This window comes from Streptomyces bluensis (assembly GCF_014650715.1).
GTDB classification, from domain to species: Bacteria; Actinomycetota; Actinomycetes; order Streptomycetales; family Streptomycetaceae; genus Streptomyces; species Streptomyces bluensis.
The window spans coordinates 408,422-429,781 of sequence record NZ_BMVM01000005.1 but is presented as its reverse complement, the minus strand read 5'-3'; the positions used below and the strand labels follow the sequence as shown (position 1 = coordinate 429,781).

Here is a 21,360-nt window from a genome sequence, read left to right as displayed (position 1 = left end):
CCTCAGGAGGATCCGACATGTCCGATTCAGCTGGTGACTGTGCGGGGCAACGCCCCGTCGTCACCGAGGCCGAGGTCGAGGCGCTGGTCCGTGGCATCTGCTTCAAGACCGGGCCGCCCCGCACCCTCGGTGTCGAACTGGAATGGCTCGTCCACGAGCTGCGCGACCCGCGGCTCCCGGCCTCACCCGAACGTCTCTCAGCGGCCTACGCCGCCCTGCGGACCCTGCCCCTCTCCTCGGCGCTCACCGTCGAACCCGGCGGCCAGCTGGAGCTCAGCTCGGCGCCCGCCACCTCCCTGACGGAACTCATCGGGTCCGTGTCCGCCGACCTGACCGCCGTCCGCGCCGTACTGCGCGAGGCGGACCTCGCCCTCAGCGGCTTCGGCCACGATCCCTGGAAACCTCCCCGCCGCTACCTTCACGAGCCCCGCTACGACGCGATGGAGCAGTGCCTCGACCGCTACGGGCCCGAGGGCCGGGCCATGATGTGCTCCACCGCGTCCGTCCAGATATGTCTGGACGCCGGGTACGAGGAGCCGGGCCCGCTGGGCTACGGGCGGCGCTGGTGGCTGGCGCACCAGTTGGGCGCGGTCCTGCTGGCGGCGTTCGCCCACTCCCCGGTCGCCGGTGGCCGCGCCACCGGCTGGCGTTCCACGCGGCAGTCCCTGTGGGCGGCGATGGACCCCGGCCGGACCAGCGCTCCCCGGCTGAACGGTGATCCGCGGGCGGCCTGGGCGCGGCATGTGCTGGACGCGCCGGTGATGTGCGTCCGGGCCGACGAGGGCCCCTGGGGCGTCCCGGAGGACATGAGTTTCCGGGACTGGACCCGGGCTGCGGATCCGCCCGGTCGTGCGGATCTCGACTACCACCTGACGACCCTCTTCCCACCCGTACGGCCCCGCGGTCACCTCGAACTGCGCATGATCGACGCCCAGCCCGGAGAGGACGGGTGGATGGTGCCGCTCGCGGTGACGGCCGCCCTGTTCGAGGACCCGGAGGCGGCGGAGGTCGCCTACCGGACCGTCAAACCGCTCGCCGAGCGGGCGGGGTCGCTGCCCGCTCCGTGCAATCCGCTGTGGATCACGGCCGCCCGGTCGGGTCTCGCCGACCCCGAACTGCACGAGGCGGCGGTCGTCTGCTTCGAGGCGGCCGCCGGGGCGCTGCCCCGGCTGGGGGCGAGCACCGAGGTGTGCGCGGCCGTCGCCGCGTTCACCGACCGCTATGTGGCCCGGGGCCGCTGCCCCGCCGACGATCTGCTCAGCCTGCTCCACGTCCACGGGAAGGACATCCGCACATGACCGTCCCCGAGACCACCGAGACGACCGGGACGACCGACCCCGAGACACTGCGCGAGCGTGCGCTTCAGGCGCTGACCACGGCGCGCGACCGCACCGCGCTGCTCACCTCCTGCGTCGAGGACCCCGAGCTGACCGCCCAGCACTCACCGCTGATGTCCCCGCTGGTGTGGGACCTGGCGCACATCGGCAACCAGGAGGAGCTGTGGCTGCTGCGGACCGTCGCGGGGCGTGAGGCGATGCGGCCCGAGATCGACGGGCTGTACGACGCGTTCGAGCACCCGCGGGCGGAGCGGCCCTCCCTGCCGCTGCTGCCGCCCGCCGAGGCCCGTCAGTACGCGGCCGAGGTACGGGGCCGGGCGCTGGACGTGCTGGAGAGCACCGCGTTCCACGGCACCCGGCTCACCGAGGCGGGTTTCGCGTTCGGGATGATCGCCCAGCACGAGCAGCAGCACGACGAGACGATGCTGATCACCCACCAGCTCCGCAAGGGCGGCGCGGCCCTGACCGCGCCGGATCCGGAGCCGGTGCCGCTGTTCACGGGACCCTCCGAGGTCCTGGTGCCCGGCGGCCCGTTCATGATGGGCACCTCGACCGAGCCCTGGGCGCTGGACAACGAGCGGCCCGCGCACCGGCGCCTGGTCCCGCCGTTCCACATCGACACCACACCGGTGACGAACGGCGCCTACCAGGCGTTCATCGAGGACGGTGGGTACGACGACGAGCGCTGGTGGGCGCCTCGGGGCTGGAGCCACATCAAGGCGCACGGCATCTCGGCGCCCCTGTTCTGGCGTCGCGACGGCGGGCAGTGGCTGCGGCGGCGCTTCGGCGTCACCGAGGTCATGCCGCCGGACGAGCCCGTCCTGCACGTGTCCTGGTACGAGGCCGACGCGTACGCCCGCTGGGCGGGGCGCCGGCTGCCCACGGAGGCCGAGTGGGAGAAGGCGGCCCGCCACGACCCGGCCACCGGCCGCTCGACACGCTATCCGTGGGGCGACGACGACCCCACGGATGCCCACGCCAACCTCGGCCAGCGCCATCTGCGCCCCGCACCGGCGGGCAGCTATCCGGCGGGCGCGTCGCCGCTCGGGGTGCGGCAGCTGATCGGGGACGTGTGGGAGTGGACGTCGAGCGACTTCCTGCCCCATCCGGGGTTCACGGCGTTCCCGTACAAGGAGTACTCGGAGGTGTTCTTCGGCCCCGAGTACAAGGTGCTGCGCGGTGGTTCGTTCGCCGTGGACGCGGTGGCGTGCCGGGGGACGTTCCGCAACTGGGACTATCCGATCCGGCGGCAGATCTTCTCCGGTTTCCGCACGGCGCGGGACGCCTCCCCGGAGCTCGGCTGATGTGCCGCCACCTGGCGTTCCTGGGTCCCGAGGAGCCGCTCGGCGGGCTCCTCGTGGACCCGCCGCACAGCCTGTACCGGCAGTCGTGGGCGCCGCGGCGGCAGCGGTACGGGACGGTCAACGCCGACGGTTTCGGCGTCGGCTGGTACGCGCAGGGCGACCCGGTGCCCGGACGCTACCGGCGGGCCGGGCCGATCTGGGGCGACCAGAACTTCGCGGACCTGGCCCGGATCGTGCGGACCACCGCGCTGCTGGCCGCCGTGCGGGACGCGACCCTGCCGGGGGCGGACGGGGAGGCCGCGGCGGCGCCGTTCGCCTCGGGGACCTGGCTGTTCAGCCACAACGGGGCCGTCGCCGGCTGGCCGCACTCCCTCGCGTCCCTCGTACGGTCCCTGCCCCCGGCGGAGCTGCTGTCGCTGGAGGCCCGCTCGGACTCCGCGTTCGTCTGGGCGCTGGTACTGAACCGGCTGCGTGGCGGGGACGAGGAGGGGCAGGCGCTCGCCGGCACCGTCCTGGAGGTTGCCCGCGCGGCACCCGGTTCCCGGCTCAGTCTGCTGCTCACCAACGGCGACACGATCGCCGCCACGGCCTGGGGCGACACCCTCTGGTACCTGTCCGAGCCCGGCCGCCGCACGGTCGTCGCGTCCGAGCCGTACGACGACGACCCGCACTGGCAGGAGGTACCCGACCGCACGCTGCTCACGGCGAGCCGTACGGACGTCCTGCTCACCTCGCTGAAGGACCCGGACGACAAGGCGACGCACACCACTGACCCCACCGCGGACTCCTCTGACACCACCGACACGCCTGTTCCCCGTCGCCACTCGGCATCCGACGACAAGGCAGCCGCACCACCCAAGGAGCCCATCGCGTGAGCCCGTTCCCACTGACCCGCACCCTGCCCGAGGACGCCACGGACGCGGCCCTGCGCTCCGATGTCCTGCGCGGCCTTACCCACACCCCCAGGACACTGCCGCCGAAGTGGTTCTACGACGCCCACGGCAGCGACCTGTTCGAGCAGATCACCGAACTGCCCGAGTACTACCCGACGCGGGCCGAGCGCGAGATCCTGCTGGCCCGCGCACCGGAGATCGCCGCCGCGACCGGCGCCCGCACCCTCGTAGAGCTGGGGTCCGGCTCCTCGGACAAGACGCGGCACCTCCTCGACGCCATGCCGGACCTGCACACATACGTGCCCGTCGACGTCAGTGAGAGCGCGCTGCGGCAGGCGGGCGAGGCGCTGATCGCCGAGCGGTCCGGCCTCCATGTGCACGCGCTGATCGCCGACTTCACCGCCGCGCTCACGCTGCCGGACACGCCCGTGCCGCGGCTTGTGGCCTTTCTGGGCGGCACCGTCGGCAATCTGCTGCCCGCCGAACGCGCCGGCTTTCTTGACTCCGTACGTGCCCTGATGTCGCCCGGCGACGCGCTGCTGCTCGGCACGGACCTGGTCAAGGACGCGTCGGTGCTCGTGGCCGCGTACGACGACGCGGCCGGGGTGACCGCCGAGTTCAACAAGAACGTGCTGACGGTCGTGAACCGCGAGCTCGGCGCGGACTTCGACCTCGACGCCTTCGGCCACGTCGCCCTGTGGGACGCGGAGAACGAGTGGATCGAGATGAGACTGCGGTCGCGGCGGGCACAGACCGTGAAGATCCCGGCGGTCGACCTCGCCGTGGACTTCGCGGCCGGGGAGGATCTGCGCACCGAGGTCTCGGCGAAGTTCCGCGAGGACGGAGTGCGCGGTGAACTCGCCGCCGCCGGGCTGAAGTTGACCCACTGGTGGACGGACCGGGAGGCCAGGTTCGCGCTGTCGTTGAGCATGGCGCGGTGACGACGGGGCTTAGGGGTCCTTGCACTGTGAGCGTCCGAAGGTCGCGTGGTCTGGTGCCGTGCATCGCAAGGCGCCGGAGCGCCCTGGTAGCAGAGCTACCTGGGCGTTTCGGCAACGCGGCGAGGTGCGGTGCCAGGCCGCGCGACCCGGGCGGGCATAGTGCAAGGACCCCTGAGCCCCTGAGCCGGTTGCCGCGGACGCCTCGCGGGGCGCCGCGCTCTGCGGCACCGTGGAGTGACGCGTGGCACACCGGCCACAGCGGAGAGGAGCACCGTATGTCCGACCACACCTACCGCGTCACCGAAATCGTCGGCAGCTCCCCGGAGGGGGTCGACCAGGCCGTCCGCAACGCCCTCTCGCGTGCCTCACAGACCCTGCGCCTGCTGGACTGGTTCGAGGTCACGCAGATCAGGGGCAACATCGAGAACGGCGAGATCGAGCACTTCCAGGTCGGTCTGAAGGTCGGCTTCCGGCTGGAGGACACGGGCTGACCGCACGGTGGGGGGCCTGGCGCGCACTGGTCCTCGTGCGGGGGACGGCGTGAGCGGGCGCCGCCCCCCCAGGCGTGTTCAGGCCAGGTTCGCCGAGGCGGCCTTCTCCTGCTCGATGAGCTCCTCGCCGTGGCGCAGGAAGTCGTCGACCATGCGGTGGAAGAGGGAGGCGAGCTGGCGCAGTTCCTCGGGCGACCAGTCGTCCAGGGCCAGTTGCATGCCGCGGGCACCGGCGTCGCGGATGCGGTCGACGGCTTCCTGGCCGGTCCTGGTGAGCTTGATGCGCTGGGCGCGGCGGTCGTCGGGGTCGGGGATGCGGTCCACGTAGCCGGACTTCTGCAACTGCTGCACCTGGCGGGTGACGTGCGAGGCCTCCACGCCCAGCCGGTTGGCGAGCTCCCCCGGACGCAGCGGCTCGGAGTCGGCCATCTGCCGCAGCAACGCGACGGCGGCCCGGTCGAGCGGCACTCCCGCCAGGGCCATCAGGCGTTCGTGCTGTCGGGTACGGGTGCTCAGATAGGTGATGCGGGTGAGAGCGCGCTCGATCTCGATCACTTCCGGCGAGGCGGGGACGCTGGGGAGCGGTGGTGTGGCCATACGGCAACTTTACCAGCTTGTTGCCTTACTCAAGTAAATTCTCGGGCCGGTGTTCACGCCTGCGTCGGCAGCCTGAGGGTGAAGGTCGTCGAGCCGGGCTCGCTGATCAGGTCGATCGTGCCGCCGTGGGCCGCGACGAGGGAGCGGGCGACCGAAAGGCCGAGTCCGCTGCCGCCGTGGTCGCGGCTGCGGGCCTTGTCGACCCGGTAGAAGCGGTCGAAGACCCGGTCCCGGTCGGCGGCCGGGATGCCCGGCCCGGAGTCGGTGACCGTGACCACGGCCGCCGGGCCGGCGGTGCCGGACTCCTCCACGGCCACTGCCAGGGCCACCTTCGTACCGGCAGGGGTATGCACGGCCGCGTTGGTGAGCAGGTTGTCCAGCACCTGCCGGATCCGCAGGGGGTCGACGCGGAGCCGTACGGGACCGGGGGCCGCCGTCACGGTCAGCGGGTGGTCCGGACGGCCCGCGCGGAACACGTCCGCGGCCTGGCGGACCAGTGCGACCAGATCGGCGTCCTCCGGCCGCAGCGGCGTCTCGGCCTCGGCGGCGTCCAGCCGGGCGAGCAGCAGCAGGTCGTCCAGCAGGACCCCCATCCGGGCGGCCTCGGCGCGCAGCCGGGCCAGGTGCCTGTCCCGCTCCTCGGGGGCGTTGGCCGCCGCGTACTGGAACAGGTCGGCGTAGCCGCGCACCGACATCAGGGGCGTGCGCAGTTCGTGCGAGGCGTCCGCGACGAAACGGCGCAGGCGCTGCTCGGCCTCGGTGCGCACGGCGAGCGCGTCGTCGATGTGCTCCAGCATCGTGTTGAACGCGGTGCGCAGTTCCTCGACCTCGGGGCCGCCCTTCCCGCCGTCCGCGCGCACCGGCAGCCGCGCCGAGTCCGTCGTCAGGTCGTGCGAGGTGATGCCGCGGGCCGTGCGCGCCATGTCGCCGATCGGTTTCAGACCGCGCCGCAGCAGGGACCGCCCCAGCACCACGAGTGCCAGCAGCGCCAGCGCGAAGGTGATCACCTGGACCGTGATCAGCCGCCCGACAGTGTCCTCGATGTCCTTCATGGGCGCGGCGCTGACGAGCACCACCCCGGGTTCCACCTCGCAGGCCCGCAGCCGGTACAGGCCGTCACCCTTGAGGGACTCGGTGCGGATGACCTCCGTGTCCGCGGCGATCTGGGCCCGGGCCACCGTGGTGAGGTCGTCGACGTCCACGGGTATGTCGGCGGGGTCCTCGGGCCCGCGCAGGACGGGTATGCCGTCCGACACGTCGTACACGGCGTAGTACCAGCGGTAGTACTTCTTTCCCTGGAGGGTGCCGTGGTCCGCGATGCTCTTGGACTGGGCGATCTGAGCGAGTTTCAGCTGCTCGTTGAGCTGGGCCGACAGATAGTCCCGCATATACGTCGTGAGGGCCGTCCCGACGACGGCGAACACGGCCAGTGAGAGCACCCCCAGGCCCAGCGCCAGCCGGGTGCCCAGGGGCATCCTGCGGTAGGTCCGCTTCAGCCGGTCGATCACTCGGTGACCTGCCGCACCACATAGCCCACGCCACGGACGGTGTGGATGAGCGGCGGCCCGTCGTCAGCGGTGTTGCCGGTGTGGTCGAGCTTGCGGCGCAGCCGGCTGACCACCAGCTCCACCACGTTGGAGCGTCCTCCGAATCCGTACTCCCAGACGTGGTCGAGGATCTGCGCCTTGGTGAGTACGGTGGGCGACCTGCGCATCAGATAGCGGAGCACCTCGTACTCGGTGGGGGTGAGCGTGAGCAGCCTGTCGCCGCGCCGGACCTCACGGGTGTCCTCGTCCAACGTCAGGTCCGCCACCTGGAGCGGGGACCGCTGGAAGCCGGGGCCGGCGCTGCGGCGCAGCACGGTGCGCAGCCGGGCCATGAGCTCCTCCACCGCGAACGGTTTCACCAGGTAGTCGTCGCCGCCCCGGGTGAGGCCCGCCACCCGGTCGGCGACTCCGTCCCGCGCGGTCAGGAACACCACGGGCACCATGGCCCCGGAGTCCCGCAGCCGGTCGAGCACACCGAAGCCGTCCAGGTCGGGGAGCATCAGGTCGAGCACCACGATGTCCGGATCGAACGCGGCGGCGCGACGCAGCGCCTCCTCGCCGGAGTTCGCCGTGACCGCGTCCCAGCCCTCGTAGCGGGCGACGGTCGCCACCAGGTCGGCGATGGGCGGGTCGTCGTCCACCACGAGGAGTCGCACTCTTTCCACGTGCTCATACTGCTTCACGTCCGCCATGAGGCCATGGTTGCCCCCGGGTTGGACCGCCGGGAACACCTCGCCAAGAACTCGCACACCGTGGTCAGAGGCGCGACGTCAGGACGCTGACCGCGTTCGCGGCGACGATCGCCGTGATGCTCGCCCACTCCGCCCCGCCCAGGCCCTGCCCGAGCACCACCCAGCCGACAGCGGCCGCGAGGACCGGGTTGACGCTCATGAAGAGCCCGAAGGCACGGGCCGGGACCCGGCGCAGGGTGAACAGGTCCGCGAGGCACGGCACGGCGGAGGAGAGGACACCGGCGGCGACGGCGTACACGACGGACCCGGCCGTGGGCGGGTGCTGGACCACGACGACGGCGCCGACCGGCAGGAACATCAGCGCGGAGACTCCGGCGGCGGCAGCCGGCCCCTGCGCTCCGGGGATCCTCCGGCCGACGGTGCGGTTGAGCAGGATGTACGACGCCCAGCAGACGGCGGCCAGCAGGCCGAGCCCCATCCCCACGTAGTCGGCCGAGGGCTGGGGACGCATGAGGGTGACGACTCCCGCGCCCGCGACCACCGCGCAGCACGCGTCCAGACGGCGCCGGGCGCCGGCCAGGGCGATGGTGAGCGGGCCCAGGAACTCCAGGGTCACCGCCAGGCCCAGGCCGACGCGGTCGATGGCGCTGTAGAGGGACAGGTTCATTGTGCCGAACACCAGGGCCAGCAGCAGCACTGGACGCCACTGCCACCAGGTGAAGGCGCGCAGCCGGGGGCGGCCGACGGCCGCGAGGACGACGGCGGCGACGTACTGGCGTGCCGCGACGACACCGACCGGGCCGAGCACGGGGAAGGCGAGGGCCCCGGTCGCGGCGCCGACCTGGTTGGACAGACCGCTGGCGACCATGGTCACCACACCGGCGAGTCGCTGCCGGTCGCTTTCCGGTTCCTGGGCCGCGGCGTCGGTCGCGTGGGTGGGTGTCACCGGGCCTGCCGCTTCTGCATCCATGTCCCGATCGTGGCCGCCCTCGCCGCTTACGGAAAATGCATGCGCTGCTCCATCCATACGCTGGGGTCATGGATGTGGAACTGCGGCAGCTGCGCTGTCTCGTCGCGATCGTGGAGGAGGGCACCTTCACGGACGCGGCCATCGCGCTCGGCGTGTCCCAGGCCGCCGTCTCCCGCACGCTGGCCTCGCTGGAACGGGCCCTCGGGGTACGGCTGCTGCGGCGGACCTCCCGCGAGGTGAACCCGACGGCGACCGGACTGCGCGTGCTGGCGCACGCCCGTCGGGTGCTCGGTGAGGTGGACGACCTGGTGCGGGAGGCCACGTCGGGCCACACCCGGCTGCGGATCGGGTACGCGTGGTCGGCCGTCGGCCGTCACACACTGGCCTTCCAGCGCCGCTGGCGTGCCGCGCACCCGGAGACGGACCTCCAGCTCGTGCGCGTCAACTCCGCGACGGCCGGGCTGGCGGAGGGGGCCTGCGAGCTCGCCGTGGTCCGCAGGCCACTGGACGGGCGCCGGTTCGGATCGGTCGTCGTGGGCCTGGAACGGCGGCTGTGCGCGTTGGCCGCCGACGACCCGCTGGCCCGCCGCCGCGCCGTCCGGCTCGGCGACCTCGGCGGGCACACCCTGCTCGTCGACCGCAGGACCGGCACCACGACCGAGGAACTGTGGCCGCCCGGCGCGCGCCCGGCGACCGAGGAGTCGCACGACGTCGACGACTGGCTCACCGTCATCTCCACCGGCCGCTGCATCGGGATCACCGCCGAGTCGACCGCCCACCAGTACCCCCGGCCCGGCGTCGTCTACCGGCCGGTGCGCGACGCCGAGCCGATCCCCGTGCTGCTCGGCTGGTGGCGGGACGACCCGCATCCCGCCACCCAGTCCGCGATCGAACTGCTCACGGACCTCTATCGCGCCGCGTGAGCCCCGGCCGTAGGTTGATCACCGTGCTTCCGGCGAGGCGCTGTCAGGTCGCCGTGGCGGCCTCGGTCCTGGTCAGCCGCAGCACCGTGCCCTCGCCGTTGGCCGAGAGCAGCAGACCTCCGTCCGGGGTGGCGGCGAGGCCGGCGAAGCGGACCGCCACACCGGGCATGCCGTCGGCGAACAGCGCGGGCCCGGTGCGGGGTACGACGCCCGGAGGCGGCCCGACCGGCAGGTCCTCCGCCTCGGTCCGGCTCTCCCCCGTACTCAGGGAGATCGCCCGGAGGCTGCGGTGACCGGTCTCCACCGTGAACAGTTCGTCGCCCAGGACGGCGAGGCCCTGTGGTGCGGCGAGGCCGTCCGCGACGACCGCCGTCCTGCCGCCCTCCTCGATGCTGAGCACCGCCCCGAGCCGCTCCTCGCTCACGTAACAGCGGCCCGACCCGTCGAAGGCCACGTCCACCGGGTGGTCGAGCCCCTCGGCGAGCACGGTGACGGTGTCGCCGTCGTCGACGGCCACGACCCGGCCGGCGTCCGTCTCGGCGACGACGAGCCGGCCGTCCGGTGCCACCGCGATGCCCAGGGGCCGTTGAAGCCCGGCCGCCCGTTCCCGCGTGGTTCCGCTCTCGGGGTCGTAGGTCTGGACGGTGCCGTACTGCGAGGTGAAGTGCAGCAGTTCGCCGTCGGCGGTGAGGCCGTGGTGGAAGTGCAGCAGGTTGTGCGTGGTCACACCGCCCGGCCCGGTGCCGTCCGGGCTGTCGTCCGGCTCGCCCTCGTGGGTGACCGCGGGGGTCGCCAGCCGGTAGTGGTCGGCCGCGTAGACCGTGCCGCCGAGGTCGATCGTCACCCCGTAGGGGCCGTCGAGCCCGCGGGGCACGATCTCGCGGATCCGGCCGTCGGGGTGCATCTCGGTGACGCCGCCGCTGGAGTAGCTGGAGACGAACATCCGGTTCTCCGCGTCGAACGCCGCGTTGTCCAGTCCCACCACGCCGCTGGTCACGAGGGTGCGGGACCCGCTGCCGTGCAGGTCGACGCGGGTCACGATGCCCTCCACGCCGCGCGACAGCACGTGCAGGACACCCCCCTGGTCGAAGCGGACCGCGACCGGCTGGTGCACATCGTCCGCGACCAGTTCGGGTGCGCCGCCGTCCGGGGGGATCCGCCAGACCTGCCCGGTCAGCAACGGGTTCTGTCCGCTCATCATGTGCGGGTAGTACAGGTGGCCGTCCGGGCCGAGCTGCATCGCGTTGCCGAGGGCCAGTCCCTCGGTGAGGACCACCGGGTCACCACCGTCCGGGAACAGCTCCAGCAGCCGGCCGCCCGGCTTCATCTCGTTGACGAAGAGCCGGTCGCCGACGCATGTGATGCCGTTCGGGTTCACCACCTCCCCGGAGACGAGGGTGTACTCACCGCGCGGGCTGCGCCGCCACACCCGGCCGGGCACCAGGTCGGAGATGTACATCGAACCGTCCGCCCCGAAGGCCAGGTCGTCCGGCGACTGGACCGGGCTGTCCATCGGTACGACCACCTCGACGTCCCCGGTGGCGGGATCCACGGCGCTGATCTGCCCCGCGAGGAACTGGGCGACGTACAGCCGCCCGTCGGGGCCGAAGGCGATCCCGTTGGAACCCCACAGCCGGTTGGGCGGGTTGAGCCGCCGCGCTTCCCAGTGGGTGCTGACGGGCCGCCTGCCGCCGGTCTCGTCGAACCGGCTGGGGCACGGCGCTGCCGTTGCCCCTGCCCTTGTCTCTGCCGTTGTCTCTGGCATCGTCTCGCGTCCCCGCCGCCTCACTCGGCATCGACCAGGACGTCACGCATACCGCCGTCGGCCCGCCAGCGCCGCAGCAGTTCGTGGAAGGCGACCGGGCCGTCGCCGTACGACTCGCTGCGCTCCCTCGGCATGCCCTCGTTGTTGTAGTAGCCGGGAGTGCACTCGGCCTGGAACTTGTGCAGGTCGGCGGCCTTCTCACGGATCGTGGCCACCCAAGCGTCCTCGGCCTCGGCGGTCGGCTCGACGTACCGGACCCGCCGCCTGCGCGCCTCGGCGACGACCTCGGCGACGTGCGTGGCCTGCTCGTCGAGGATGTGCACGTAGTTCACGGCGGAGGCGTTCTGCAGCGGGCCGAGCTGGAACAGGTTCGGGAACCCGTGGCTGAAGAACCCGTGCAGCGTCTTCGGGCCCCCGGTCATCCACGACTGCAGCAGGTTGACGCCGCCCCGGCCGTGCACCGGCAGCCGCCCGGACAGGATGCCGGAGACGCCGACCTCGAAGCCGGTCGCGAAGATGACGCAGTCGACCTCGTACTCCACCCCGCCGACCACGACGGCGTTCTCGGTGATCTCCTCGACGCCGTGGCTGTCGGTCGTGTCGACCAGGGTGACGTTCGGCCGGTTGAAGGTCTGCAGGTAGGTGTCGCTGAACGTGGGCCGCTTGCACATGTAGCGGTACCAGGGCTTGAGGAGCTCGGCGGTCCGCGGGTCCTCGACCGTCGCGTCCACGCGGGCCCGGATCTCGTTCATCTTCTGGAAGTCGGCGATCTCGTACAGCCGCTCCCGCTCCTCGGAGGGGACGTCCGCGTACGCGTTGGTCGGGATCAGCTTCTCCTGCAGCCGGGCGCTGCTGGTCCACGAGTCGTCCACCAGGTCCTCGTCCACCCGGATGCCGGTGACGACCTTGAGGAAGTTCTCCATCCGCCGCTTCTGCCAGCCCGGCTCCAGCGCCTTGGCCCACTGCGGGTCCGTGGGGCGCTGGCCGCGTACGTCGACCGAGGACGGCGTGCGCTGGAACACGTACACGTGCTGCGCGTCGGCCCCGAGGTGCGGCACGACCTGGATGGCGGTGGCGCCGGTGCCGATGAGGGCGACGCGCTTGTCGGCGAGCCCCGTCAGGCCGCCGCCCGAATCACCGCCGGTGTAGTCGTAGTCCCAGCGGCTGGTGTGGAACGTGTGCCCCTTGAAGGTCTCGATGCCCGGGATGCCGGGCAGTTTCGGCTGGCTGAGCGTGCCGCTGGAGATCACCACGTGGCGCGCCCGCATCTCGTCGCCGCGGTCGGTGGTGACCATCCACTCCAACTCGGTGTCGTCCCAGCGCAGTCCGGTCACCTGGGTCTGGAAGCAGGCGTCCCGGTAGAGGCCGAAGTGCCGGCCGATCGCCATCGCGTGCTGCCGGATCTCCTCGCCGGGCGCGTACTTCCACTTCGGGACGTAGCCGACCTCTTCGAGCAGCGGCAGATAGACGTACGACTCGATGTCGCAGTGGATGCCCGGGTACCGATTCCAGTACCAGGTGCCGCCGAAGTCCCCGGCCTGTTCGATGACCCGTATCGACTCGACTCCGGCCTGGCGCAGCCGCGCGCCGGCGAGGAGGCCGCCGAAACCGCCCCCGATGACGATCACCTCGACGCGGTCGTGCAGCGGCTCCCGCTCGGCGAACTCGGTGTACGGGTCGTCGGCGTAGGAGCCGAACTCGCCGCCGGTGGTGCGCTGGTACTGCCGGTTGCCGTCGGGGCGGATCCGGCGGTCGCGCTCGGCGCGGTACTTCTCGCGCAGGGCGTCCGGGTCGAAGCCCAACTCCTCGGGAGTGAGGGGGGTGTCGGCGGACGGAGTGCGGGGGGTGGACATGCTGTCCTCTTCTCTTGTGTCCGGTTCTCTTGTGTCCGGAGTCCTCGGTTGATCATGGGAATGCGGCTGACCGGACGCCGGGCACGAGCGCGGGCGGCGCCGGGTCGGCGTGATGGTTCAGTGCCGCATGTGCCGGCGTACCCAGGCGGCCTGCCCGCCGTCGACGAGGAGATCGGTGCCGGTGATGAACCGCGCCTGGGGACCGGTGAGGAAGGCGACGGCCTCGGCGATCTCTCCCGGTGTGCCGGTGCGGCCGGCGCCGCAGTCGTCGAGCATCCTGAGCATGTGTGCGCCGCTGGGCGACTCGGCCTCGGCCTGCGACATCGCGGTGGAGATCACCCCGGGGCTGACGGTGTTGACCGTCGCCCCGCGCTGGTTCCAGGCGAGCGCGGCCGCTTCCACCCGTACGTGGTTGGCGCGCTTGGACACCATGTAGGCGGTGCCCGCGTCGTCTCCGACGGCGGCGACGGCGGCGAGCCCGAGGAGGTCCTCCGCCTCGGCCGTGGCGAGCGCGGCCTCGTCGTCCCGGCTCAGCGAGGCGTAGTGGCCCGCCATGCTGGAGATCACGACGAGCGAGGTGCCGCGCGTGGCCACCTTCTCGAACGCGTCGATCACATGGACCGTGCCGAGGAGGTTGACCTCGATGATCGTCCTCGCCGACGCGGTCGCCGGGGAGACGCCCGCGGTGTGCACGACGGCGCAGAGGCGGCCCGCGCCGGCGGCCTCCTGCGCGAGCTTCTCGACCGACGCACGGTCGGACACGTCGGTCAGCACCCCGTGCACGGCGTAGCCCTCGGAGGTGAGCGCGGCCACGGCCCGGTCGAGGTGTCCGCGCGAGGACTCGGCGAGGAACAGGGTCCGCCCGCTGCCCAGGCGGCGCGCGATGGCCGTACCCATACCTCCCGCGCCCGTGACCACGACCACGTCGCGGCGCTCGTCAGTGAGGCGATCCGCCATGGCGGCCTCCTTGATGTCAGCGGTCATCGCCGGTGTCTCCCGTGGGCACGGCCTCACGCCAGGTCGCGCCGGTCGCGATGGCCTGGCGCCACGAACGGATCGCCTTGGGCGGCATACCGACGGCGAGGGTGCCGGTGAGGCGGTCGCCGGTGCGGTAGGCGGCCACGAACCGGCGCGTCTCCAAGTCCCCGTCCACCACCGCCACTTCGTCGTGCCCGCGCAGGTAGCCGTACGCCTGGATCTTCATGTCGTACTGGTCGGACCAGAAGTACGGCACCGGCGCGAACGGTTTACGGGCCTCGGGCCGCAGGAGGTTGCGGGCGGCGGCCATGCCCTGTTCGGCGGCGTTGGTGCGGTGCTCGATCCGCATGGGCACCCCGAACAGCGGGTTGTACCAGCGGGCGACGTCACCGGCGGCGTACACGTGCTGTGCGGCCTCGCAGTACTCGTCGCAGTTCAGCCCGTCTCCGGTCGACAGGCCGCTGTCGGCGAGCCACTCGGTGTTCGGCAGCGAGCCGATGGCGACCAGCACCTCGTCGGCGTCGACGCGTTCACCGTCCGCGAGCCGTACCCCGTCCTCGGTCACCGCGGTCACGGTGACTCCGGTGCGCAGGTTCACCCCGTGGTCCAGATGGGCCCGCGACAGCACCTGCCCGATCTCGTCGCCGATCGCGTGGGCGAGCGGCACCGGCGCCGGTTCCAGCAGGGTCACCTCGGCGCCGAGCCGCGACGCCACGGCGGCGGCCTCGGCCCCGAGGAACCCGGCGCCGACGACGACCACCCGGACCCCGGGCTCCAGCCGGTCCCGCAGGGCGACGGCGTCGTCAAGGGTGCGCAGCACATGGGCGCCTTCACCGGGCAGCCGGCGGGGGCGCACCCCGGTGGCGACCACCAGACCGTCGTACGGCACCGTCGCACCGTCCGCCAGACGCACCGTACGGCCCGGCACGTCCAGCCCGGTCGCGGCGACGCCGAGGCGCAGGTCGAGATCGAGGGTGTCGAGGTCGGCCGAGTGGCGCAGCGCCAGCCGGTCGGGGCTCCACTCGCCGGCCAGGAGCTGTTTGGACAGCGGCGGTCGGTCGTACGGGGCGTGCGGTTCGTCACCGACGAGGGTGAGCGTGCCGTCGTAGCCCTCGCGGCGCAGCGTCTCGACCGCCGCGAGTCCGGCGGCCGAGGCGCCCACGACGACGACGCGGTTCACTCCTCCACCAGCCGGATGGCCGCCGCGGGGCAGATGGCCACGGCCTCCCGCACCCCGTCGAGGAGTTCCTCGCCGGGCCTCTCCTCCAGCAGGATCGCGACGCCGTCCTCGTCCCGCTGGTCGAACACCTCAGGGGATGCCATGACGCACTGTCCCGACGCCACGCATTTCGGCTCGTCCAGTTCCACCCGCATGGTCTGCTCCTCAGTCATCTGTGGGGGGTCGGTTTTCTGTGAGGGGTACCTGGGGGTACGTCACCAGCGGACGGGAAGGCACTTGACGCCGTAGGTGGTACCCGTGTGGTTGAACGGCAGTTGTTCTATCGGAGCGGCCAGGCTCAGCGTGGGAACGCGCTTGTAGAGCGTGCCGTAGACGACCTGGAGCTCCAGGCGTGCCAGGTTCTGGCCGAGGCACTGGTGGGGCCCGTAGCCGAACGCGTTGTGCTGACGCGCGGGACGGCTCAGGTCCAGTCGCTCGCTCGCGGGGAACGCCTGCGGGTCCCAGTTGGCGGAGTGCAGGTCGAAGAGGATGCCGTCGCCCTTGCGGATGACCTGGTCGCCGATCTGGATGTCCTCCTTGGCGACCCGGCGCAGCCCCGAGTGGACGATGGACAGGTAGCGCAGCAGTTCCTCCACCGCGCCCGCGATGAACTTCGGGTCGTCGCTCTCGCGCAGCAGCGCGAGCTGGTCGGGGTGCCGCAGCAGGGCGAGGGTGCCGAGGCTGATCATCGTGGCGGTGGTCTCGTGACCGGCGATCAGCATGGCGACGCCCATGTTGACGGCCTCCTGGTGGGCCATCTCACCGGACTTGACCCGCCCGGCCATCTCGGACAGCACGTCGTCACCCGGGGTGTCGAGCTTCTCCCGGAACAACGTGTCCATGTACTGGCCCAGCGCCCGGCTCGCGGCCGACGCCTCCTCCGCGGTGAGGGAGCTGTCGAGGGCGCGGTTGCTGTTCTCCTGGAAGAACCCGTGGTCCTTGTACGGCACGCCGAGCAGGTCGGCGATGACCAGGGAGGGCAGGGGCAGCGCCAACGCGGTGAGCAGGTCGGCGGGGTTGGGCCCGGCGAGCATGGTGTCGATCAGGCCGTCGACGGTCTTCTGGATGGCGGGCCGCATGGCCTCGATCCGCTTGACGAGGAACGGGGCGTTGACCGACCGGCGCAGCCGGGTGTGCTCCGGGGCGTCGGTGTTGGTGATGAGCTTCGGTGTGTGCGGTGCGATCGCGGCCCGGTGGGCGTTGACGTGGGGGAAGTCGGGCTCGTGGTCGTCGTTGCTGACGCGGGGGTCGGTGAGCAGGGCCCGCTGGTCGGCGTGACGGGTGATCAGCCAGGGCGTGCTGCCGTTCCAGATGCGGACCTTGGTGACGGGTTTACCGTCCCGCAGGGGTCCCAGGGCCGGCGGCGGGGCGAGCGGGCAGCCCATGTCCCGGGGCATCGGATACTCGGGGACCGCCGGGGCCGCGTCGGGCGTGGCGCCGGCCAGGGCGTCGGCCATGTCTCTCCTCGGGGGTGGGGGCTCCGGTCCGAGCGGAGCGCCGGGTGAAGTCGAGGCCTCGATGAGCACATGCAAACAGAGTGGTCTGACGCCTCCCGGACAGTTTCCTGACAGAAAGCTGACGTGACCCGGATCACGCCCGAACGCCTCACCGCCGCACCGAGAGCACCGGCAGAACAGGACACGGGCACCCAACCAGCTGGCCTGCCGGAGCAGTTCATACGGCACCACGGTGCGCCCGAGCAGGCGCCGCGACCGGACGGAAGGACCTCCACGAGACCACCCCACTCCCCGTCCCGGGACACCGAGGAGCGCAGCGCAGGCCGCGCCTGCACGGGTGCGTTTGCTGAGCGAAAACGGCACAGAAGGCTCACCTCACGCCCTGCCTCCCGGACGGCCCAGCCAGTAGCCGAATCCACGGCGGGTGTGGATCAGCGCCGGACCGCCCTGGTTCACCTTGCGCCGCAGCCGGGAGACGAGCTGCTCGATCGCGTTGTCGCCTCGGTACTCGCCCCAGACGTACCGGGCGATCTGCTCCTTCGACAGCACCTTGTGGGCGTTGCCCAGCAGATGGCGCAGCAGCCGGAACTCCGCGGGCGTGAGGTCCAGCACCCGCTGTCCGCGCCGCGCCTGGCAGGTGACGTCGTCCAGCACCAGATCGCCGTAGTCCAGCACGCCCTCCCGCCGTGAGAGCACCCTGCCGCGCAGTAACACCCGGACGCGCGCCAGGACTTCGGCGATCCGCAGGGGTTTGGTGACGTAGTCCAGCTCCCCCAGCCCGAGTTCCGGGAGGATCTTGCCCAGTTCGTCGTAGGCGGTCAGGAGGAGCACCGGCGGGCGGTGGGCGATCACGGGGCGGCGTCCCTCGTCGAACCCCTCCAGGTCCGGCAGCGTCGTGTCGAGGATCACGAGGTCGACGGGCCCCTCGGCCAGTTGTGCCACCACCTCGCCCACCGTCGTCGTCGTGCCGGTCCGATAGCCCGCCAGTTCCAGCGTCGTCGAGAGCAGTTCGGACGTGCCCGGATCGTCGGCGACGATCAGAACGTGCTGGCCCTCTCCACGAGCGACCGAGGGTTTCTCACTGATGCTGCCGTACATGGAAAGACCATTCGTCCAGGGCTCGTGCCACGCACCGGGAGGGCGGCGGCCGGCACACGCGGGCGTCACTGAAGGCCCCTTGGGGGCGTGAGGGGGCGGAAGGGCGAGCTCGTGCGGCGGGTGGGGGTACCCCCCACGCCCTTGAGGCAGTGGGGGAGCGTGCCGGACGCCGCGACATCGCGGAGATCCATCAGAAGGACCTTGGGGGCAGCCGCTCGCACGTGCGATACCCCGGCGTCAGGCGGGCGCGGCCAGGGCCCGCGCTTCGGCCGCGGCCGATTCGACGTGGGCCAGGAAGTCGTCGACCAGGCGGTGGAGGAGGGCCGCGAGGTCACGAAGCTCTTCCGGCGACCAGTCGGCCAGCGACCTCCGCATGCCACGGCGGCACACCTCCTGTATGCGGTCGACGGCGGACCGCCCGGCCGGAGTGAGCTCGATGCGCCGGGCACGGCGGTCGTCGCGGTCGGCGACACGCGTGACGTAGCCGGCCCTCTGGAGTTGCTGGACCTGCCGGGTGACATGGGACGCCTCGACCACCAGCCGGCCGGCCAACTCCCCCGGCCGCAGCGGCTCGGAGTCGGCGATCTGGCGCAGCACCGTCACGGCGGCCCGGTCCAGCGGCACCCCGGCCGAGGCCATGAGGCGCTCGTGCTGCCGGGCCCGGCCGGTCAGACGGGCGACGCGCGTAAGGGCGCGCTCGATGTCGGTCACTTCCGGCGCGGCGGCATCTGCCGGCGGTGGTGTGGGCATGGGCATCACCTTACTGACATTTGCCTAAGTCAAGCAACAGCTTACGATTGCTTGACTCAAATAACTCGCTTGTGCTTGCCTGACTCAACTAACAAGCGGGTCGATACGAGGAGACAGCATGAACAGCACCGGGCTTCAGGGCCGCAGTGTCGTCGTCACCGGCGCCGGAGGCGGCATCGGCCGGGCCGCGGCCCTGCGGTTCGCCGAGGAGGGCGCGAAGGTCCTCGTCGCGGACCTGAACCCGGAGGGCGCCGAGGAAACCGTCAAGTCGATCGAGAGCGCCGGGGGCACCGCTCTCGCTGTCATCGGTGACCTGAGCGACCAGGCGGTGGTGGACGCGGTCGTCGAGCGCGCCGTCGCGGCCTTCGGCGGGCTGGACGTCCTGGTGAACAACGCCGGGATCATGGACCGCATGTCCGCCCTCGCGGACGTCGACGACGCCGAGTGGGAGCGCGTCATCAGGATCAACCTGACCGCTCCGTTCCTGCTGACCAGGGCCGCCCTGCCGCACATGCTGGCCGCGGAGCGCGGCTCCATCGTCTTCACCGCCTCCGAGGCGGGGCTGCGGGGCAGCGCCGCCGGTGCCGCGTACACCGCCTCCAAGCACGGTGTGATCGGCCTGGTGAAGAACCTCGCCGTCATGTACCGCAAGCAGGGAATCCGCGCCAACGCCATCGCCCCCGGCCCCACCATGACCGGCATTCAGGTCGACGCCGACAACGAGGCCCACGGGCCCGCGGTCGTGGGTCAGTTCATCGGCGCCAACATCGGCAGGCTGGGCACCGCCGAGGAGCAGGCCGCCGCGATCGTCTTCCTCGCCTCCGACGCCGCCGCGTTCGTCAACGGCGCCATCCTGCCCGTCGACGACGGCTGGGCCGCCGTCTGACGCACTCCGAGGGTCCCGCCGTCGGCCCAGGTCCGCGGCGGGACCCTCCTCATGGAGCGGTCACCAGGCCACCGGCAGTTCGTAGACGCCGTAGACCGCACCGTCGTGTTTGTAGGGGAGCTTCTCCACTTCGGTGGCCAGCCGCAGCGTGGGGACGCGCCGGTAGAGGGTGCTGTAGACGACCTGGAGCTCCAGCCGGGCCAGCGGCTGGCCGAGGCACTGGTGCACCCCGAAGCCGAAGGCCACATGGCGGCGGGCGTCGCGTTCCAGGTCGAGGTGGTCCGGGTCGGTGAAGACCTCGGGGTCCCGGTTGGCGATCTCGTTGGGGAGGACGATCCCTTCGCCCGCGCGGATCACCTCCCCGGCGATCTCGATGTCCTCAAGCGCCACCCGGCGCCGCCCGCTGTGCGTGACGTTGAGGTAGCGCAGCAGTTCCTCCACGGCCGCGGCGATCACCTTCGGGTCGTCCGCGTCGCGCAGCAGCGCGAGCTGGTCGGGGTGTTCCAGCAGGGCCACCGTGCCGAGGGCGATCATGTTGGCCGTGGTCTCGTGCCCCGCCAGGAGCAGGAGCACGCCCATCTGGGCCGCCTCCTCGCGGGACAGCTCACCGTCCTTGACGCGGGTCGCCAGGCTCGACAGCAGATCGTCGGCGGGGCGGGCCAGCTTCTCGCCCATCAGGTCGTCGAGGTAGCCGAGGAGCGCGCCGTGGGCGGCCGTCCGCTCTTCTACGGACAGGCTCTGTTTGACCAGGGCACTGCTGTTGCGCTGGAAGAAGTCGTGGTCGTCGTACGGCACTCCGAGCAGTTCGCAGATGACCAGTGAGGGAACGGGCAGCGCGAACGCCTGGACCAGATCGACCGGGTTGGGGCCGGCCAGCATGTCGTCGATCTGGTCGTCCACGATCCTCTGCACGGCCGGGCGCATCGCCTGCACCCGCTTGACGGCGAACGATCCCGTCACCATCCGGCGGAGCCGGGCGTGTTCGGGATCGTCCATGAGGATGAAGCTGATGTTGTTCCGGCCGTTGCTGGGGGCGGACCTCGGGTAGCCGGGCCGCGTGATGTCGGCGCTGACCCGGGGGTCGCCCAGCAGGGCGCGCTGGTCGGCGTGCCGGGTGACCAGCCAGGGCGTGCTGCCGTCCCAGAGACGGACCCTGACGAGTGGCTTCTCCTGCTGCTGGGCCTGGAGCCGGGGCGGCGGATCGAACGGGCAGCCCGCCGCCCGGTCCATCGGAAACGGAAGGATCCCGGAGTCGGCCGCGCGGTCTTCCGCCGGGTTCGACGTGATGGTCATCGGTTCACCCATTCCTTGAGCCCCTGCGGGCTCGTGACGTGTGGTGGGGGGCATGGGACAGGAAAAGTTCGGAGAGATCGGAGAGTTCGGAGCGTGCACCCGGGACGGGTCAGGTGTCCTCGTGCACGGCGATGGCACCGGCGGGGCACATGTCGGCGGCCTCGCGGACCGCCGCTCGCAGGTGCTCCGGAGGTTTCTCGTCGAGCAGGACGACGATGCCGTCCTCCTCGCGCTGGTCGAACACCTCCGGTGCGAGCAGCACGCACTGGCCGGCGCCACAGCAGGTGTTCTGGTCGGCGGTTACTTTCATGTCGCTTCTCCCTGTCCGCGGGGTGGGACCCAGGGACTCCGGAGCTCGCGGGCCCC

General features: G+C 71.7%; 21 protein-coding genes. 7 read left to right on the top strand and 14 right to left on the bottom strand.

The window, feature by feature from the left end; all coding sequences use genetic code 11:
* Positions 1–17: 17 nt before the first annotated feature.
* The 5 genes from egtA (at position 18) to IE262_RS16875 (ending at position 4,966) form a co-directional block, all read left to right on the top strand.
* The gene (egtA, locus tag IE262_RS16895) at positions 18–1,298 is read left to right on the top strand and encodes an ergothioneine biosynthesis glutamate--cysteine ligase EgtA (protein ID WP_134037726.1); all 1,281 of its coding nucleotides are present in this window, start codon (positions 18–20) and stop codon (positions 1,296–1,298) included.
* Positions 1,295–2,641, top strand: coding sequence for an ergothioneine biosynthesis protein EgtB (egtB, locus tag IE262_RS16890; RefSeq protein ID WP_189874532.1), 1,347 nt, complete (start codon positions 1,295–1,297; stop codon positions 2,639–2,641). Before egtA ends, egtB begins: the two co-directional genes overlap by 4 nt.
* Positions 2,641–3,516 (top strand): ergothioneine biosynthesis protein EgtC, encoded by an 876-nt coding sequence (egtC, locus tag IE262_RS16885; RefSeq protein WP_189874530.1) that lies wholly within the window; start codon positions 2,641–2,643, stop codon positions 3,514–3,516. The genes egtB and egtC overlap by 1 nt, the downstream gene beginning before the upstream one ends.
* A complete protein-coding gene (egtD, locus tag IE262_RS16880; RefSeq protein ID WP_189874528.1) occupies positions 3,513–4,475 on the top strand; it encodes an L-histidine N(alpha)-methyltransferase in 963 nt (320 codons plus the stop codon). The genes egtC and egtD overlap by 4 nt, the downstream gene beginning before the upstream one ends.
* A 275-nt stretch (positions 4,476–4,750) precedes the next feature.
* Positions 4,751–4,966, top strand: coding sequence for a dodecin (locus IE262_RS16875; RefSeq protein WP_134037713.1), 216 nt, complete (start codon positions 4,751–4,753; stop codon positions 4,964–4,966).
* A 78-nt stretch (positions 4,967–5,044) separates the two neighbouring features.
* On the opposite strand, the gene IE262_RS16870 is transcribed toward IE262_RS16875, so the two are convergent.
* The 4 genes from IE262_RS16870 to IE262_RS16855 form a co-directional block, all read right to left on the bottom strand.
* The gene (locus IE262_RS16870; RefSeq protein ID WP_134037710.1) at positions 5,045–5,563 is read right to left on the bottom strand and encodes a MarR family winged helix-turn-helix transcriptional regulator; all 519 of its coding nucleotides are present in this window, start codon (positions 5,561–5,563) and stop codon (positions 5,045–5,047) included.
* 53 nt (positions 5,564–5,616) lie between these two features.
* On the bottom strand, positions 5,617–7,071 hold the full coding sequence (locus IE262_RS16865; protein WP_189874526.1) for a sensor histidine kinase: 1,455 nt from the start codon (positions 7,069–7,071) through the stop codon (positions 5,617–5,619).
* Complete coding sequence (locus IE262_RS16860; RefSeq protein WP_189874524.1) at positions 7,068–7,802, bottom strand: response regulator transcription factor; 735 nt, start codon at positions 7,800–7,802, stop codon at positions 7,068–7,070. The genes IE262_RS16865 and IE262_RS16860 overlap by 4 nt, the downstream gene beginning before the upstream one ends.
* Before the next feature lie 64 nt (positions 7,803–7,866).
* Positions 7,867–8,772: an EamA family transporter gene (locus IE262_RS16855; protein ID WP_189874522.1), complete on the bottom strand. Its 906-nt coding sequence runs from the start codon at positions 8,770–8,772 to the stop codon at positions 7,867–7,869.
* Positions 8,773–8,840: 68 nt separating this feature from the next.
* Between IE262_RS16855 and IE262_RS16850 the strand changes: the two genes are divergently transcribed.
* Positions 8,841–9,695: a LysR family transcriptional regulator gene (locus IE262_RS16850; protein ID WP_134037700.1), complete on the top strand. Its 855-nt coding sequence runs from the start codon at positions 8,841–8,843 to the stop codon at positions 9,693–9,695.
* A gap of 43 nt (positions 9,696–9,738) precedes the next feature.
* Here IE262_RS16850 and IE262_RS16845 read toward each other — a convergent pair whose 3' ends face one another.
* The 8 genes from IE262_RS16845 to IE262_RS16810 form a co-directional block, all read right to left on the bottom strand.
* A complete protein-coding gene (locus IE262_RS16845; protein WP_189874520.1) occupies positions 9,739–11,460 on the bottom strand; it encodes a hypothetical protein in 1,722 nt (573 codons plus the stop codon).
* Positions 11,461–11,480: 20 nt separating this feature from the next.
* Positions 11,481–13,313, bottom strand: a complete 1,833-nt coding sequence (locus IE262_RS16840) for a flavin-containing monooxygenase (RefSeq protein ID WP_189874518.1) — start codon at positions 13,311–13,313, stop codon at positions 11,481–11,483.
* Between the two features lie 117 nt (positions 13,314–13,430).
* Positions 13,431–14,297 (bottom strand): SDR family oxidoreductase, encoded by an 867-nt coding sequence (locus IE262_RS16835; protein ID WP_373305061.1) that lies wholly within the window; start codon positions 14,295–14,297, stop codon positions 13,431–13,433.
* On the bottom strand, positions 14,287–15,471 hold the full coding sequence (locus tag IE262_RS16830; protein WP_189874517.1) for an NAD(P)/FAD-dependent oxidoreductase: 1,185 nt from the start codon (positions 15,469–15,471) through the stop codon (positions 14,287–14,289). The genes IE262_RS16835 and IE262_RS16830 overlap by 11 nt, the downstream gene beginning before the upstream one ends.
* On the bottom strand, positions 15,468–15,665 hold the full coding sequence (locus IE262_RS16825; protein WP_134037874.1) for a ferredoxin: 198 nt from the start codon (positions 15,663–15,665) through the stop codon (positions 15,468–15,470). The genes IE262_RS16830 and IE262_RS16825 overlap by 4 nt, the downstream gene beginning before the upstream one ends.
* 60 nt (positions 15,666–15,725) lie before the next feature.
* A complete protein-coding gene (locus IE262_RS16820) occupies positions 15,726–16,967 on the bottom strand; it encodes a cytochrome P450 (protein ID WP_189874515.1) in 1,242 nt (413 codons plus the stop codon).
* A gap of 375 nt (positions 16,968–17,342) precedes the next feature.
* Positions 17,343–18,065, bottom strand: coding sequence for a response regulator transcription factor (locus IE262_RS16815; RefSeq protein WP_134037685.1), 723 nt, complete (start codon positions 18,063–18,065; stop codon positions 17,343–17,345).
* Positions 18,066–18,302: 237 nt separating this feature from the next.
* Complete coding sequence (locus IE262_RS16810; protein ID WP_189874513.1) at positions 18,303–18,815, bottom strand: MarR family winged helix-turn-helix transcriptional regulator; 513 nt, start codon at positions 18,813–18,815, stop codon at positions 18,303–18,305.
* Between the two features lie 118 nt (positions 18,816–18,933).
* Here IE262_RS16810 and IE262_RS16805 point away from each other — a divergent pair, with 118 nt between their 5' ends.
* Entirely contained in the window at positions 18,934–19,701 is a 768-nt protein-coding gene (locus IE262_RS16805; RefSeq protein ID WP_134037679.1) for an SDR family NAD(P)-dependent oxidoreductase, read from the top strand.
* Between the two features lie 60 nt (positions 19,702–19,761).
* Here IE262_RS16805 and IE262_RS16800 read toward each other — a convergent pair whose 3' ends face one another.
* Positions 19,762–20,994 carry a cytochrome P450 gene (locus tag IE262_RS16800; RefSeq protein ID WP_189874511.1) on the bottom strand — a complete coding sequence of 411 codons (1,233 nt, stop codon included), beginning with the start codon at positions 20,992–20,994 and terminating at the stop codon, positions 19,762–19,764.
* A gap of 109 nt (positions 20,995–21,103) precedes the next feature.
* Positions 21,104–21,304: a ferredoxin gene (locus IE262_RS16795; RefSeq protein WP_134037673.1), complete on the bottom strand. Its 201-nt coding sequence runs from the start codon at positions 21,302–21,304 to the stop codon at positions 21,104–21,106.
* Positions 21,305–21,360 lie beyond the last annotated feature (56 nt).

Bases quoted from the DNA above. Each gene is read 5' to 3' on its own strand.
- IE262_RS16815 (WP_134037685.1), bottom strand. From the start codon at position 18,065: ATGTACGGCAGCATCAGTGAGAAACCCTCGGTCGCTCGTGGAGAGGGC.
- IE262_RS16825 (WP_134037874.1), bottom strand. From the start codon at position 15,665: ATGCGGGTGGAACTGGACGAGCCGAAATGCGTGGCGTCGGGACAGTGC.
- IE262_RS16805 (WP_134037679.1), top strand. From the start codon at position 18,934: ATGAACAGCACCGGGCTTCAGGGCCGCAGTGTCGTCGTCACCGGCGCC.
- IE262_RS16855 (WP_189874522.1), bottom strand. From the start codon at position 8,772: ATGGATGCAGAAGCGGCAGGCCCGGTGACACCCACCCACGCGACCGAC.
- IE262_RS16870 (WP_134037710.1), bottom strand. From the start codon at position 5,563: ATGGCCACACCACCGCTCCCCAGCGTCCCCGCCTCGCCGGAAGTGATC.
- IE262_RS16875 (WP_134037713.1), top strand. From the start codon at position 4,751: ATGTCCGACCACACCTACCGCGTCACCGAAATCGTCGGCAGCTCCCCG.
- IE262_RS16810 (WP_189874513.1), bottom strand. From the start codon at position 18,815: ATGCCCACACCACCGCCGGCAGATGCCGCCGCGCCGGAAGTGACCGAC.
- IE262_RS16800 (WP_189874511.1), bottom strand. From the start codon at position 20,994: ATGACCATCACGTCGAACCCGGCGGAAGACCGCGCGGCCGACTCCGGG.
- egtB (WP_189874532.1), top strand. From the start codon at position 1,295: ATGACCGTCCCCGAGACCACCGAGACGACCGGGACGACCGACCCCGAG.
- egtA (WP_134037726.1), top strand. From the start codon at position 18: ATGTCCGATTCAGCTGGTGACTGTGCGGGGCAACGCCCCGTCGTCACC.
- IE262_RS16795 (WP_134037673.1), bottom strand. From the start codon at position 21,304: ATGAAAGTAACCGCCGACCAGAACACCTGCTGTGGCGCCGGCCAGTGC.
- IE262_RS16820 (WP_189874515.1), bottom strand. From the start codon at position 16,967: ATGGCCGACGCCCTGGCCGGCGCCACGCCCGACGCGGCCCCGGCGGTC.
- IE262_RS16840 (WP_189874518.1), bottom strand. From the start codon at position 13,313: ATGTCCACCCCCCGCACTCCGTCCGCCGACACCCCCCTCACTCCCGAG.
- IE262_RS16850 (WP_134037700.1), top strand. From the start codon at position 8,841: ATGGATGTGGAACTGCGGCAGCTGCGCTGTCTCGTCGCGATCGTGGAG.
- IE262_RS16845 (WP_189874520.1), bottom strand. From the start codon at position 11,460: ATGCCAGAGACAACGGCAGAGACAAGGGCAGGGGCAACGGCAGCGCCG.
- IE262_RS16835 (WP_373305061.1), bottom strand. From the start codon at position 14,297: ATGACCGCTGACATCAAGGAGGCCGCCATGGCGGATCGCCTCACTGAC.
- egtC (WP_189874530.1), top strand. From the start codon at position 2,641: ATGTGCCGCCACCTGGCGTTCCTGGGTCCCGAGGAGCCGCTCGGCGGG.
- IE262_RS16860 (WP_189874524.1), bottom strand. From the start codon at position 7,802: ATGGCGGACGTGAAGCAGTATGAGCACGTGGAAAGAGTGCGACTCCTC.